The organism is Actinomadura sp. WAC 06369 (genome assembly GCF_003947565.1).
In the GTDB taxonomy this organism is placed as follows: domain Bacteria; phylum Actinomycetota; class Actinomycetes; order Streptosporangiales; family Streptosporangiaceae; genus Spirillospora; species Spirillospora rifamycini.
The window spans coordinates 1-13,176 of sequence record NZ_QHJN01000074.1 but is presented as its reverse complement, the minus strand read 5'-3'; the positions used below and the strand labels follow the sequence as shown (position 1 = coordinate 13,176).

13 protein-coding genes are annotated in these 13,176 nt (G+C 73.0%); 7 read left to right on the top strand and 6 right to left on the bottom strand.

Going from position 1 to position 13,176, the window contains the following annotated elements:
- The first annotated feature begins 139 nt into the window (after positions 1-139).
- The 4 genes from DMH08_RS20725 (at position 140) to DMH08_RS20710 (ending at position 4,718) form a co-directional block, all read left to right on the top strand.
- Positions 140-2,620 (top strand): DNA gyrase/topoisomerase IV subunit A, encoded by a 2,481-nt coding sequence (locus tag DMH08_RS20725; RefSeq protein ID WP_125617111.1) that lies wholly within the window; start codon positions 140-142, stop codon positions 2,618-2,620.
- A gap of 62 nt (positions 2,621-2,682) precedes the next feature.
- A complete protein-coding gene (locus tag DMH08_RS20720; RefSeq protein WP_026404969.1) occupies positions 2,683-3,015 on the top strand; it encodes a glyoxalase superfamily protein in 333 nt (110 codons plus the stop codon).
- A gap of 66 nt (positions 3,016-3,081) precedes the next feature.
- Positions 3,082-4,053: a GlxA family transcriptional regulator gene (locus tag DMH08_RS20715; protein ID WP_125617108.1), complete on the top strand. Its 972-nt coding sequence runs from the start codon at positions 3,082-3,084 to the stop codon at positions 4,051-4,053.
- Positions 4,054-4,115: 62 nt separating this feature from the next.
- Positions 4,116-4,718, top strand: coding sequence for a cysteine hydrolase family protein (locus DMH08_RS20710; protein WP_125617105.1), 603 nt, complete (start codon positions 4,116-4,118; stop codon positions 4,716-4,718).
- 2 nt (positions 4,719-4,720) lie between these two features.
- On the opposite strand, the gene DMH08_RS20705 is transcribed toward DMH08_RS20710, so the two are convergent.
- The gene (locus tag DMH08_RS20705) at positions 4,721-4,918 is read right to left on the bottom strand and encodes a hypothetical protein (RefSeq protein ID WP_125617102.1); all 198 of its coding nucleotides are present in this window, start codon (positions 4,916-4,918) and stop codon (positions 4,721-4,723) included.
- Positions 4,919-5,517: 599 nt separating this feature from the next.
- On the bottom strand, positions 5,518-6,120 hold the full coding sequence (locus DMH08_RS20690) for a PadR family transcriptional regulator (RefSeq protein ID WP_026404973.1): 603 nt from the start codon (positions 6,118-6,120) through the stop codon (positions 5,518-5,520).
- A gap of 81 nt (positions 6,121-6,201) precedes the next feature.
- Here DMH08_RS20690 and DMH08_RS20685 point away from each other — a divergent pair, with 81 nt between their 5' ends.
- Entirely contained in the window at positions 6,202-6,798 is a 597-nt protein-coding gene (locus tag DMH08_RS20685) for an NAD(P)-dependent oxidoreductase (protein ID WP_158642359.1), read from the top strand.
- 91 nt (positions 6,799-6,889) lie between these two features.
- Entirely contained in the window at positions 6,890-7,375 is a 486-nt protein-coding gene (locus DMH08_RS20680) for a nitroreductase family deazaflavin-dependent oxidoreductase (RefSeq protein ID WP_026404975.1), read from the top strand.
- 13 nt (positions 7,376-7,388) lie between these two features.
- On the opposite strand, the gene DMH08_RS20675 is transcribed toward DMH08_RS20680, so the two are convergent.
- From DMH08_RS20675 to DMH08_RS20665, 3 genes are all read right to left on the bottom strand, one after another.
- Positions 7,389-7,751 carry a steroid Delta-isomerase gene (locus DMH08_RS20675; protein WP_026404976.1) on the bottom strand — a complete coding sequence of 121 codons (363 nt, stop codon included), beginning with the start codon at positions 7,749-7,751 and terminating at the stop codon, positions 7,389-7,391.
- 151 nt (positions 7,752-7,902) lie between these two features.
- Positions 7,903-8,556, bottom strand: coding sequence for a response regulator (locus DMH08_RS20670; RefSeq protein ID WP_026404977.1), 654 nt, complete (start codon positions 8,554-8,556; stop codon positions 7,903-7,905).
- 7 nt (positions 8,557-8,563) lie between these two features.
- Positions 8,564-9,718, bottom strand: a complete 1,155-nt coding sequence (locus DMH08_RS20665; RefSeq protein WP_125617096.1) for a sensor histidine kinase — start codon at positions 9,716-9,718, stop codon at positions 8,564-8,566.
- A 214-nt stretch (positions 9,719-9,932) separates the two neighbouring features.
- Between DMH08_RS20665 and DMH08_RS20660 the strand changes: the two genes are divergently transcribed.
- Complete coding sequence (locus DMH08_RS20660) at positions 9,933-10,769, top strand: hypothetical protein (RefSeq protein ID WP_158642358.1); 837 nt, start codon at positions 9,933-9,935, stop codon at positions 10,767-10,769.
- A 69-nt stretch (positions 10,770-10,838) separates the two neighbouring features.
- On the opposite strand, the gene DMH08_RS20655 is transcribed toward DMH08_RS20660, so the two are convergent.
- Positions 10,839-12,929, bottom strand: a complete 2,091-nt coding sequence (locus DMH08_RS20655; RefSeq protein ID WP_026404979.1) for a DNA gyrase/topoisomerase IV subunit B — start codon at positions 12,927-12,929, stop codon at positions 10,839-10,841.
- Positions 12,930-13,176: the final 247 nt, after the last annotated feature.

Here is a 13,176-nt window from a genome sequence, read left to right as displayed (position 1 = left end):
GAGAACCGGCGGATTCCGTACCGACCTGCACGGGCACGGCTCGTCCCGGGGCGGACGCCGGCCGGGATGTCCGCCTTCCGCGGACGGCGCCCGGGTGGCATGTGCACAACTGTCCCTGGGACCGGCCACAATAAGGCGCATGGCACGACGCGGATCCCAAGCCCCTCCCCCGCCGCCGGACTTCGAAGAGAACATCGTCGACGTCGATGTCTCCGAGGAGATGCGCGGCAGCTTCCTCGAGTACGCCTACTCGGTCATCTACCAGCGGGCGCTCCCGGACGCGCGCGACGGGCTCAAGCCCGTGCAGCGCCGCATCCTCTACTCGATGAACGAGATGGGGCTGCGTCCCGACCGCGGGCACGTCAAGTGCGCCCGCGTCGTCGGCGAGGTCATGGGCAAGCTGCACCCGCACGGCGACAGCGCGATCTACGACGCGATGGTGCGGATGGCGCAGCGCTGGGCCATGCGGATGCCGCTCGTCGACGGGCACGGCAACTTCGGGTCGCTCGGCGGCGACGACATGCCCGCCGCCATGCGGTACACCGAGGCGCGCATGACCCGCGAGGCCATGCTGATGGTCGGGTCCATCGACGAGGACACCGTCGAGTTCCGGCCCAACTACGACGGCCAGGAGCAGGAGCCCGAGGTCCTGCCCGCGGCGTTCCCGAACCTGCTGGTCAACGGCGCGTCCGGCATCGCGGTCGGGATGGCCACCAACATGGCGCCGCACAACCTCGGCGAGGTCGTCGCCGCCGCCCGGCACCTCATCGACCACCCCGACGCGACCCTCGACGAGCTCATGAAGTTCGTCCCCGGCCCCGACCTGCCCACCGGCGGCAAGATCGTCGGGCTGGACGGCGTCCGCGACGCCTACGAGAAGGGCCGCGGCACCTTCCGCACCCGCGCCACCACGACCATCGAGAACGTCACGCCGCGCCGCAAGGGCATCATCGTCAGCGAGCTGCCGTACGCCGTCGGGCCGGAGCGCGTCAAGGCGAAGATCAAGGAACTGGTCAACGCCAAGAAGCTGCAGGGCATCGCCGACCTGAAGGACCTCACCGACCGCACCGTCGGCCTCCGCCTGGTCATCGAGATCAAGAACGGCTTCAACCCCGAGGCCGTCCTCGCCGACCTGTACAAGCTGACGCCGATGGAGGAGACCTTCGGCATCAACAACGTCGCCCTGGTCGACGGGCAGCCCCGCACCCTCGGCCTCCGCGACCTCCTGCAGGTCTACATCGACCACCGCATCGACGTCGTCCGGCGCCGCTCGCAGTTCCGCCGCAAGAAGCGCGAGGACCGCCTCCACCTCGTCGACGGCCTGCTGGTCGCCCTGCTCAACATCGACGAGGTCATCCGGATCATCCGGGAGAGCGACGACGCCGCGCAGGCCAAGCGGCACCTGATGGACGCCTTCGAGCTGTCGGAGATCCAGGCGCAGTACATCCTCGACACGCCGCTCCGCCGGCTGACCCGCTTCGACCGGCTCGAGCTCGAGAAGGAGAAGGAGCAGCTCGCGAAGGAGATCGCGAAGCTGACGGCGATCCTGGAGTCCGAGCGCAAACTCCGCAACCTCGTCTCCCGGGAGCTCGGCGAGGTCGCGAAGGAGTACTCGACGCCGCGCCGCACGGTGCTGCTCGAGGCGTCCGGCCAGACGTCCGCCGCGGCCGTCCCGCTGCAGGTCGCGGACGACCCGTGCCTCGTGCTGCTGTCGTCCACGGGGCTGCTCGCCCGCACCCACGACGCGTCCCCGCTGCCCGACAGCGGCCCCCGCGCGCAGCACGACGTCCTGCTCTCCGCCGTCCCCTCGACCGTCCGGGGGCAGATCGGGGCGGTGACGAACCTCGGGCGGATGATCCGCATCGAGGTGGTGGACCTCCCGGTCCTGCCGCCCACCGCGGCGCCCCCGTCCCTGGCGGGCGGCGCGCCCGCGACCGAGTACGTCGACCTCGAACCGGACGAGACGATCGTCGGCGTCGCGGCCGTGAACGAGGCCGGCGGGGGCCTCGCCCTCGGCACGGTGCAGGGCGTCGTCAAACGGGTCGTCCCCGACTTCCCGCACAACCGCGAGGAGTTCGAGGTCATCACGCTCAAGGACGACGACCGCGTCGTGGGCGCCGTCCAGCTGCAATCCGAAGACGACCACCTCGTCTTCATCACGAACGACGCGCAGCTCCTGCACTACGCGGCGTCGCTCGTCCGCCCGCAGGGCCGGATGGCCGGCGGCATGGCGGGCATCAAGCTGGGGGCCGGCGCGCGGGTCCTGTGGTTCGGCGCGATCGACCCGGCCCGCGAGGCCCGGGTGATCACGGTGTCCGGGTCGTCCGAGGCGCTGCCGGGCACCGAGAGCGGCGCGATCAAGATCGCCGACTTCGCCGACTTCCCGTCGAAGGGCCGCGCCACCGGCGGCGTCCGGTCGCACCGCTTCCTGAAGGGCGAGGACGTCCTGCTGCAGGCGTGGGCGGCCCCGACGCCGCTGCGCGCCGCGGGCCCCAACGGCAAACCGGCCACCCTCAACGCGCCGTTGGGCCGCCGCGACGGCTCCGGCGACCCGCTCGACACGACGATCACCACGATCAGCGGGCCGCTGGGCCCGCCGCCCGCGGACGCCGCGGAGTGACGGCCCGGGGCCGGGCGGCCCGCCCGGCCCCGGCCCCCCGCGCCGTCTGCGACGATGACCCCATGGACGAGGAAGTCATCCCCATCCTCCGCGTCGCGGACGCCGCCGCCGCCGTCGGATGGTACGAGCGGCTCGGCTTCACCCTGCGCTGGGAGCACCGCTTCGAGCCGCGCCTCCCCGCGTTCGTCGAGGTCGCGCGGGGAGACGTCCGGCTGTTCCTGTCGGAGCACGAGGGCGACGCCCGTCCCGACACCCTGGTCTACCTGCGCGTCCGCGACGTCGACGCCGTCGCCGCCGAGTTCGGCGCGGAGGTCGCGGACGCCCCGTGGGCGCGCGAGGTCGAGCTGCGCGACCCGGACGGCAACCGGCTCCGCATCGGCACGCCGACCGGGTGAGCGGCGTCCGGATGTGACAGGAGCCCGTCATGGCGGCCGCCCGCACCGGGCGGCGACAATGAAGGCATGTCCGCTCCGCACCGTGTCGTGATCGCCGTGTTCCCCGGCGTCGACCTCCTCGACGTCACCGGGCCCGCCGAGGTGTTCGCCGTCGCCGGGCGGGAACTGCCCGGGATGCCGTACCAGGTGCTGCTCGCCGGGGCCGACGGCGGGACGGTGCGCACCGCCGCCGGGGTGCGGGTCGCGACCGACCTGACGTTCGCCGAGGTCGGCGACCGGGTCGACACCCTCCTCGTGCCCGGCGCGCTGGACGCCGCGGGCGCGCCGGTGATCGACCCCGACCTGGTCGCCTGGATCGCCGAGACCGCCGAGCACGCCCGCCGCGTCGCCTCGGTGTGCGTCGGCGCGCACCTGCTCGCCGCCGCCGGGCTGCTGGCGGGCCGCACCGCCACCACGCACTGGGCCACCGCCGACCGGCTGGCCGCCGACCACCCCGACGTCACCGTCGACCCCGACCCGGTCTACGTCCGGTCGGGCGACGTGTGGACGGGCGCGGGCATCAGCGCCTGCATGGACCTCGCGCTCGCCCTCGTCGCCGAGGACCACGGGGAGCGGGTCGCGCTCGCCGTCGCGCGGCAGCTCGTCATGTATCTGAAGCGGCAGGGCGGGCAGAGCCAGTTCAGCGTCCCGCTGTGGGAGGCCCCCGCCGGGCGCCGCGACCTCGACGAGCTGCGCGCGTGGATCACCGCGAACCTCACCGCCGACCTGTCCGCGGCCGCCCTCGCCGACCGGATGTGCCTGAGCGAACGGCACTTCGCACGGGTGTTCCGCAGGGAGACCGGGCGCACTCCCGCCGCCTACGTCGAGGCCGCGCGGGTGGAGGAGGCCCGGCGCCTGCTGGAGGGCACCGACGAGCCGCTCGACCGGGTCGCCGCCGCGTGCGGGCTGGGCTCGGCGGAGACGCTGCACCGGGCGTTCCGGCGGCGGCTCGGCACCACCCCCGCCGCCTACCGGCGCCGCTTCCGCGTCGCCGCCTGATCTTTCCCCGCACGCCCCGGCCGTCCGGCCGGTGGTCGCCCCTGCCCTCCGAAGGAGCACACGTGTCCGTTTCGACGACCCTGCGCGACGTGATCGGCCTCGACGGCGCCCTGCCGGCGCTGTCGTCCGGGACCCTGGTCCTGATCGACTTCCAGAACACCTACCGCACCGGCGTGATGGCGCTGCCGGACGCCGACCGCGCGCTGGCCGCCGCATCCCGCCTCCTGGAGCGCGCCCGCGCCGCCGGGATCCCGGTCGTCCACGTGGTCCACGACGGCGGCGAGGGCAGCCCGTACGACGTCCGCGCCGAGAGCGGCCGGGTCGCGCCGCCGGTCGCGCCCCGGGACGGCGAGCCGGTCGTGGTGAAGCGCTTCCCGGACTCCTTCCACCAGACCGGACTCCAGGACGTGCTGCGGCGCCTCGGCACCGGACCGGACCTGATCCTGGCGGGGTTCATGACGCACATGTGCGTCCAGTCCACGGCCCAGGGCGCGTTCTACCTCGGCTACCGGCCCACCGTCGTGGCCGAGGCGTGCGCGTCCCGTCCGCTCGCGGGCCCGGACGGCGCGCCGCTGCCGGCGGACGTCCTGCACACCGCCGCGCTGACCGCGATCGGCGACATGTTCGGCCTGGTCGCCGCCCGCGCGGACGACCTGCCCGACTGACGTCAGAAGCCGACGACCGCGAACACGATGCCCCCGATGACGTGCGCCAGCACGGTCACGACGAGAACCGCGATGAGGACGTACTTGGCCGTGGGGTGATCGAACTGCGAGCCGGGCGGGTTGCGGTGCGCCGAACGGTCCTGGGCCCGCCGCTCCAGCTCGTCCAGCGAGGGCAGGAAGGACGGTCGTCTGATGGGCATGCGGTCCTCCTCGGTGTCCGTCCCGCCGCCGGCCTCTCCGGCGGGTCCGCCGAACACGGGGCCTCCCGACGATCGGTGCGCGAATCGTCGCCCTGCTTTCGTTATAGCCGCAGACCGAGCGGGCCGGAGGCCCCGTGCCAGGTGATCCGAGCAACACCCCGCCCGGGCCGTCACCACCGCGGGCGGCGGTGCCTGCCAGCCTCGTGATCATGGTCTGCTTCATCCGGCTTCGCACCGTCTGAGACGGAGCGCCCCGCCGTTCACGGGCGGGGAACCACGCCTCGGCGCCGCGGCCCGCCGCCGCAGCTTCGCCGTCGTCCGCCGCCTCGCGGAGCACGGGCCGGTCGTGCTCGTCGGCGCCAGCCTCGGCGGGACCACCATCACGGGGGTCGGCAACCAGACCCCCGACAACCCGTACGACGTCCGCACCCTCGACACGTCCCACGCCGGCTTCATCTTCCGAGCCGACGAGGTGGCGACCCTCCTCACCACCCTCCCCCTCTCACCGAACGGCGAACCCGCCGCGCCTTTCCGGGCGGGGCGGGGGCTTGATCGGAGGGGCGGCCGTCGGGGTGTCGGTGCACCTCGGCGGCCGCTTCTCACTGCTCGCCGAGCATCTGCCGCAGCAGGTCCGCGTCCGTGGGGCTCGCCCAGTCGAGTTCGCCGGACGCCAGGCGCGCGACGAGCGCCCGCAGCCAGCCGAGCTCGGCCCCGACCACCGTCCGCTCGTAGTCGAGCTCGATCGTCAGGAGGTCGGGGAGGCCGCACTCGCGGACGGCGGCCAGGTGGCCGTCCGTCTCGGCCAGCGACTCCTCGAGCGCCGCCGCCCTGGTGCGCAGCGACGTCAGCGCGTCGGCCAGCGGGAGGACGCCGATGAGCGAGACGGCCGCGGTGAAGGTGCGGCGGTCGGGCCCCGGCGTCTCGAGCAGCTCCCGGAGCCGCGTCGCCAGCTCGCGGCGGCCCCGGTCGGTGATCTCGTAGACGGTGCGTTCCGGCCGCCGCCCCTCCCGGACCGTCTCGACCGGCGCGATCAGCTCCTCGCCGGCGAGCCGGTCGACCGCGTGGTACAGGCTCCTGGGCAGGCCCGTCACGTAGTCCTTGTGGGTATCGACGATCAGCCTGTGCAGCTCGTACGGGTGGCTCGCCCGGACCGTGAGCAGGGCGAGCACCGTCAGGCCGACCAGATCGGCGCGCCGGGCCATGCGCCTCCTTTCGTAGTGCGGCTTGCACTATAGCGAAGTGCGTCTCACTATAGAGCACGTTGCACTATGGAGAGAGGCATCATGATGCGGATCCTGGTCATCGGCTCGACGGGGCGGACGGGCGTCCACGTGCTGACGCAGGGGGTCGGCCGGGGGCACCGGATCACCGCGTTCGCCCGGCGTCCCGAACACCTCCCCGGAGGCGTGGCGCTCGCGGGCGTCCATCGCGGCGACGCGCACGACCCGGCCGCCGTGCGCGACGCCGTGCGGGGGCAGGACGCGGTGATCGCGGCGGTCGGCGGCAGCGGCATCGCGAGCACGCTCATCACCGCGATGCACGAGGAGGGGGTGCGGCGCCTGGTGATGACGAGCAGCCGCTCGGTGCCCGCGACCCGCCCGCGCCTCGCGGTCGGGCTGGCGTGGATCCTGCTGCGCCGGGCGTACGCGGACCTCGCGCGGGCGGAGGGCATGCTCCAGGTCAGCGGGCTCGACTGGAGCATCGCGCGGGGCACGCGGCTCACCGACAAGCCGCCGGCCGGACGCGTCCACATCGACTTCGAGGACAACGCGACGGGCGGCGCGCCGCAGCTCTCGCGCACCGACTACGCGATGGCGCTGCTCGACATCGCCGAGGACCCGGCCATGATCGGCAAGGCGCCGGGCATCTGCGGCCCGTGAGCCCGCGCGGGATCACTGGCGGAAGCGGCGCGTCCGCCCTAGATTGGTCAAGCGCTTAAAGTTAAGCAAACGACCAACACGGAGGTCTCGCGTGGAGATCGTCAAGACGCCCGCACCGCCGTCGGGCGTGCGCCGCCTGCTGTGGCGCCTGCCGATCCACTTCTACCGGTGGCGGCTCGGCGTGCTCATGCCGCCGCGGATCATGCTGCTCACCCACATCGGCCGCACGTCGGGCATGCCGCGCCGGGCGGTGATCGAGGTCATCGAGAGCGGCCCGGACGGGTACGTGGCGGCGTCCGGGTTCGGCGTCCGGGCCGACTGGTACCGCAACGTCCTGCAGACACCGGACGTCACGGTGCAGGTGGGGCGGCGCGTCGTCCCGGTCACCGCGGTGCCGATGCCGCGGGAGGAGGGCGCGGAGCTGATGGCCCGGTACGGGCCGCGGTACCCGCGGACCGCCCGGCGCCTCTGCGCGATCATGGGCTACGCCGTCGACGGCAGCGCGGACGACTTCCGCGCCGTCGGCGAACGAACCCCGTTCGTCCGGTTCGTCCCTCGGGCGGGACGGTCCGGCTGACCCGGCCCGGCGGTCAGGACTCGACGTCGGTCGGGCCCCAGTGCGCCCGCATCGTCTTGATCTTGCCGTCGTCGTCGAACGTCATCACGTCGATGACGCGGATGCGCAGGTCCGGCATCTCCACGGTGAAGGCCATGGCCGCGGCGTTGCCGTGCGAGCCGCGGATCGGTCCGTCCAGGGAGAGCTTGGCGCCGGCCGCGACGGAGTTCGCGTAGAACTCGGCGATCGCGTCCCGCCCGGTGAGGGGCGCGTTGCCGACCGGGTCCTCGACCGTGGCGTCGTCGGCGAAGAGGGCCACGACGGCGGCCGGGTCGCCGGCGTTGAAGCCGTCCACGTAGCGCTGGAGCGCGGCCTTCATCTGCTCTTGAGAGGGCATGGCGGGAGGTTAGCAAGCGATGGGTCGCCCGCCGCCGGCCGTTCCCGGTGGGCGGACACCGCCGTTCCGCGCGGCCCGGATTACACCATTCGAGTTACAAAACCCGAGTTACACGGCCTGAGTTACACCGGCCCGAGTTACGGCGGTGTGGTCAGTCGGCGAGGCCGTGCTTGAAGGCGTAGGAGACCGCCTGGGCGCGGTCGCGCAGGTTCGCCTTCGCGAACAGGTTGTTGATGTGGGTCTTCACGGTGGCCTCGCTGATGAACAGGTCGCCGGCGATCTCGGCGTTGGACCGGCCCCGGGCGATGAGGGCGAGCACCTCGCCCTCGCGGCGGGTGAGGCCGTCGGGGAGGCCGGTGCCGGACGCCCGCGGGCGGTCGCCGGCCGCGACCGCCTCGATGAGCCGCCGCTGGACGGACGGGTCGAGCTGGGCGGCGCCGTCCCGGACGGCCGCGACGGCCTGCGCGATCTCGTCGGCGCCGGCGTCCTTGGTGAGGTAGCCGCGGGCGCCGGCGCGCAGCGCGGCGAAGATCGACTCGTCGTCGGCGTAGGTGGTGAGGACGACGACCTCGGTGTCCGGGTGCTCCGCCCGGATGCGGCGCGTCGCCTCGACGCCGTCCATGCGCGGCATGCGCAGGTCCATGAGGACGACGTGGGGGCGCTTCTCGGCGACCATCGCGAGGGCCTGCTCGCCGTCCGCGGCGGAGCCGGCGACCTCGATGCCGGGAAGGAGTTCCAGGAGGAGGACCAGCCCCTCGCGGACCACGGTCTGGTCGTCCACGACCAGGATTCTGGTGCTGCTCACCGCTCCCTCATCCCACCGGAAGGCGGAGGGCGACCCGGAAGCCCGGTCCGTCCGGGCCCGTCTCGAGGGTTCCGTCGATGAGTTCCGCGCGTTCGCGCATCCCCACAAGGCCGTATCCGCCGCCGCCCAAGTGTAGGCCGGGCTCCGTTCCGCCGGTGTCCGTTACTTCCAGTTCCACGATGTCCTTCAGGTAGCGCAGCGAGACGTGTGCGCGCGCGCCCGGAGCGTGCTTGCGGACGTTCGTGAGCGCCTCCTGCGCCGTCCGGACGACGGTGAGCCCGGCCTGCGGGGACAGTTCGCGGACCGCGCCCGTGACCTGGACGTCGCAGGGACGGCCGGTGGACACGTAGAAGTCCTCGGCGAGTTCGGCGATCACCTCGCGGGGTTCGGGGACGTCGCCGCGGAGGGTGGCGAGGGCGCGGCGGGTCTCCTCGAGGCCGGTGCGCGCCAGGTCGCGGGCGCGCTCGACGCGGTCGAGGGCCTGCACGCGGTCGCCGTCCCGGGAGAGCAGCAGCCGCGCCCCCTCCAGGTGGACGACCTGGGCGGACAGCGAGTGCGCGAGGATGTCGTGGATCTCGCGGGCGATCCGGGACCGTTCGGCGAGCACGGCGTTCGCGGCCTCGGCGCGGCGGACGGCCTGCTGGGCGGCCATGCCCTGCCGGGTGGCGACGCCGCCGAGGACGATCCCGGTGAACGCGATCAGCAGGCCGAGGTCGGCGCCGTCCCCGACGAGGTGCCCGAGGGCCGCGACGGCGGCGGCGAGGAGCGCTCCGCTCGCCAGCCCCCAGTACAGGGGCATCCGCATGCTCAGCGCCCAGAGCGCGGGCATGCACAGGTAGAAGGCGCCGTCGTAGTCCGGGTTGACGACGAACAGCGCGGCCGCGACCGGGAAGGCCGCCACCAGGCAGGGGATCAGCGGCCGGCGCGCGCCCGCGGCCGCGTCCCGCCGGCCGCGCAGGCCGCAGATCAGCAGGGCGAACAGGGCGATGTTGAGCAGCAGGACGGCGATCCCCGCGCCGTGGAGGCCGGGCGCCGGGTCGGTGGTGAAGAGGCGGTAGACGTAGGAGCCCACCCCCCAGCCGATGAGGCCGCCGACGACGAGCAGCCGGGCGGCCCGGTCGAAGCGCCGGGCCGCACCGCCGCAGTTCACGGACTCGTCCATGAGCACGACGCTAGGCGTTCCGGACGGCGGTGACCATCGGCGCACGGCTGGACCGCGGCGTCCACCGCCGGGTGGAGGCCGACATGACCGGATACCGACATGGCCGGATGCGGCCACGTCGGCGATCTTGTTCGAGAAACTTTCAGGTTTTTGAATCAATGGTCCAGTAGCGACTGGATCGCTCCAATCCCCCACGGAAGGCCGACGAACAGCCTTGAAGAAACGACTCCTCTCCGCCCTGATGGCGGCTCCGCTCGGCATCGCCCTGGCCGCGCCGCCCGCGCAGGCCGCTCCGGCGGCTCCCGCGGCCCCGGCGGCGACGGCCCCTTCGATCGACTTCACCTCCGAGTGCCCGCCCCTGCCGGCCGGGCAGGACCCCGCCCTCGCCACCTGCATGGTCATCGTCGTGGCGGGCGGGTCGATGAAGCTCGGCGGCATCACCCAGGAGATCAGCGAGGAGATGCGGATCGTCGCCCAGGCGACCCAGACCTCCGTGAGCGCTCCCTTGGAGTTCACGAGCGTGCAGCTCACCGGTAAGCCGATGAAGATTCCGGGCGGTGTGTTCGGGCTGCTCGGCTACCCGATCCCCGCGATCGAGGACTGGCCGCTCGTCAAGATCGAGGTGAAGCCGGAGTACGTCGGCGGCTTCAGCTTCCAGCTGCCGAAGGTCACCCTCGACATGAAGATCGGCATCCTCAACACGCTCGCGCCGCAGGGCTGCGCGATCGGATCCGACCAGGACCCGCTGAAGCTCGACCTCGGGGTGGACGTCACCGGGCTGGAGGTCGTGGACCCGGGCGACCCCGGCAACCCGTACGAGCGGCCGACCATCCTGCGCGCGCCGGCCGGCGACTCGGCGTTCGCGGTGCCGAAGACGTCCGGGTGCTGGCTGCTCGGGCCGATCACCGACGCCCTGGCCGGGCTGCCGTCGGCGTCCGGGAACAACACCGCGGCGTTCGACACCTACCTGGCCCTGGCCACCTACGACTCGGCCCCCGCGCAGCCCGCGGACCCGGTGCAGCGGCTGAAGAACCTCCGCATCGGCGGCTGACGCCGCGAGCCCGGGGCCGCGACCGGCCCCGGGCTCCCCGCCGTTCCTCGATCCGCCGGCCGGCGCGGATCAGACGTCGATGCGCTCGGCGTCCAGCTGGGACGCGCCCGCGGTGATGAACGCCCGCCGCGGCGCGACGTCGCTGCCCATCAGCAGGTCGAACGTCTGCGCGGCCTCCTCGGCGTTCTCGACGCGGATGCGGCGCAGGATGCGGTGCCGCGGGTCCATCGTGGTCTCCGCGAGCTGGTCGGCGTCCATCTCGCCGAGGCCCTTGTACCGCTGGACGGGCTCCTTCCAGCGGCGGCCCTTGCGCTCGAACTCGACGAGCTTCTGCCGCAGCTCCGCGTCGCTGTAGCAGTAGACGTACTTCTCCTGGCCCTTGCGCGGCTTGACCAGCTCGATGCGGTGCAGCGGCGGGACGGCCGCGTAGACGCGGCCCTCCTCCAGCATCGGCCGCATGTACCGGTAGAGCAGCGTCAGCAGCAGCGTCCGGATGTGGGAGCCGTCGACGTCGGCGTCCGCCATCAGGATGATCCGCCCGTACCGGGACGCCTCGATGTCGAACGTGCGGCCGGAGCCGGCGCCGATCACCTGGATGATCGCCGCGCACTCGGCGTTCTTCAGCATGTCGGCGACGGACGCCTTCTGCACGTTCAGGATCTTGCCGCGGATCGGCAGCAGCGCCTGGAACTCGGAGTCGCGGGCGAGCTTGGCGGTGCCGAGCGCGGAGTCGCCCTCGACGATGAACAGCTCGCTGCGGTCGTCCGTCGTCCGGCAGTCGACGAGCTTGGCCGGGAGCGCCGAGTTCTCCAGGGCGTTCTTGCGGCGCTGGTTGTCGCGCTGCGTGCGGGCCGCGATGCGGGTCTTCGCCGCGCCGACGATCTTCTCGAGGACGGCCCGGAGCGCCTGCTTCTGCGCGCGCGGCGGGTTCTCGAAGATCGCCCGCAGCTCGCGGTCGACGACCTTGGAGACGATGCGGGTCGCGGCGGAGGTGCCGAGGATCTCCTTGGTCTGCCCCTCGAACTGCGGCTCGGGCAGCCGGACCGTGACGACGGCCGTCAGCCCCTCCTGGACGTCGTCGCGGATGACGTCCTCGTCGCCGTTCTTCAGCAGCCGGGCGGCCCGCAGCTGGTCGTTGATGACCTTGACCACGGCCTTCTCGAACCCCCGCACGTGGGTGCCGCCCTTGGGGGTGGCGATCACGTTGACGAACGAGCGGGTGGCGCCGTCGTAGCCGCTCCCCCAGCGCAGCGCGATGTCGACCTCCAGGTCGCGCTCCACGTCGGTCGGGGTGAGGTGGCCCTGCTCGTCCAGGACGGGGACGGTCTCGGTGAAGTGGCCGCGGCCCTGCAGGCGCAGGACGTCGATGAGCGGGGCGTCCTTGGCCAGGTAGGTGCAGAACTCGCCGATGCCCCCGTCGAACCGGAACGTCTCCTCGACGACCTCGTCGCCGCGCTCGTCGCGGACGTCGATCGCCAGGCCGGGGATGAGGAACGCCGTCTGCCGCATCCGGTCCATGACCAGGTCGCGCTCGACGGTGGCGTCCTTGAGGAAGATCTGCAGATCTGGCCAGAACCGGACACGGGTACCGGTGACGTTCTCGGCGACCTTCGCGGTCTGCCGCATCCCGGACTTCTTCTTGAAGCGCGCGTTCGGCCGCCCGTCGTCGGCGAACTCGCCGGGCAGCCCGCGCCGGAAGCTGATCGCGTGGGTGTGGCCGTAGCGGTCGACCTCGACGTCGAGCCGGGCCGACAGGGCGTTCACGACGGACGCGCCCACGCCGTGCAGGCCGCCGGACGCGGTGTAGGACACGCCGCCGAACTTGCCGCCGGCGTGCAGGCGGGTCATGACCAGCTCGACGCCCGGCAGGCCGGTCTTGGGTTCCAGGTCGACGGGGATGCCGCGGCCGTCGTCGGCCACCTCGAAGGAGCCGTCGGCGCGCATCGTCACGCTGATGTGGGTGCAGTACCCGGCCAGCGCCTCGTCCACGCAGTTGTCGACGATCTCCCACAGGCAGTGGGCGAGGCCGCGGCTGTCGGTCGACCCGATGTACATGCCGGGTCGCTTGCGCACGGCCTCCAGCCCCTCCAGCACCGAGAGGTGCCGGGCGGAGTAGCCGTGCGGGTCTTCGGTCGTCACTTCGGCGGTCGCGGCGGTCAACGTGCGTGTGCTCCTCGGGGGTAGGACATTCGGCACGAGGGTACCCCCGGAGGCCGACAATACGGCGAATGGCTCGCCGTCGGGGCGGGTGGGACGGGCGGGGCGGCAGCCGGAGGCAGGGGGGGCGGGAGGGCAGGCGCGGCCGGGGCAGGGGCGGGGCGAAGAAGACCGGGGGGGTGGTGGAGGGGCGGCCCCGCCGTACCAAGAACAACCCCGTCCTGGTGGGCGAGCCCGGCGTCGGCAAGAC

Coding starts and splice junctions, on each gene's coding strand:
- DMH08_RS20725 (WP_125617111.1), top strand. CDS start 140: ATGGCACGACGCGGATCCCAAGCCCCTCCCCCGCCGCCGGACTTCGAA.
- DMH08_RS20720 (WP_026404969.1), top strand. CDS start 2,683: ATGGACGAGGAAGTCATCCCCATCCTCCGCGTCGCGGACGCCGCCGCC.
- DMH08_RS20715 (WP_125617108.1), top strand. CDS start 3,082: ATGTCCGCTCCGCACCGTGTCGTGATCGCCGTGTTCCCCGGCGTCGAC.
- DMH08_RS20705 (WP_125617102.1), bottom strand. CDS start 4,918: ATGCCCATCAGACGACCGTCCTTCCTGCCCTCGCTGGACGAGCTGGAG.
- DMH08_RS20690 (WP_026404973.1), bottom strand. CDS start 6,120: ATGGCCCGGCGCGCCGATCTGGTCGGCCTGACGGTGCTCGCCCTGCTC.
- DMH08_RS20685 (WP_158642359.1), top strand. CDS start 6,202: ATGATGCGGATCCTGGTCATCGGCTCGACGGGGCGGACGGGCGTCCAC.
- DMH08_RS20675 (WP_026404976.1), bottom strand. CDS start 7,751: ATGCCCTCTCAAGAGCAGATGAAGGCCGCGCTCCAGCGCTACGTGGAC.
- DMH08_RS20665 (WP_125617096.1), bottom strand. CDS start 9,718: ATGGACGAGTCCGTGAACTGCGGCGGTGCGGCCCGGCGCTTCGACCGG.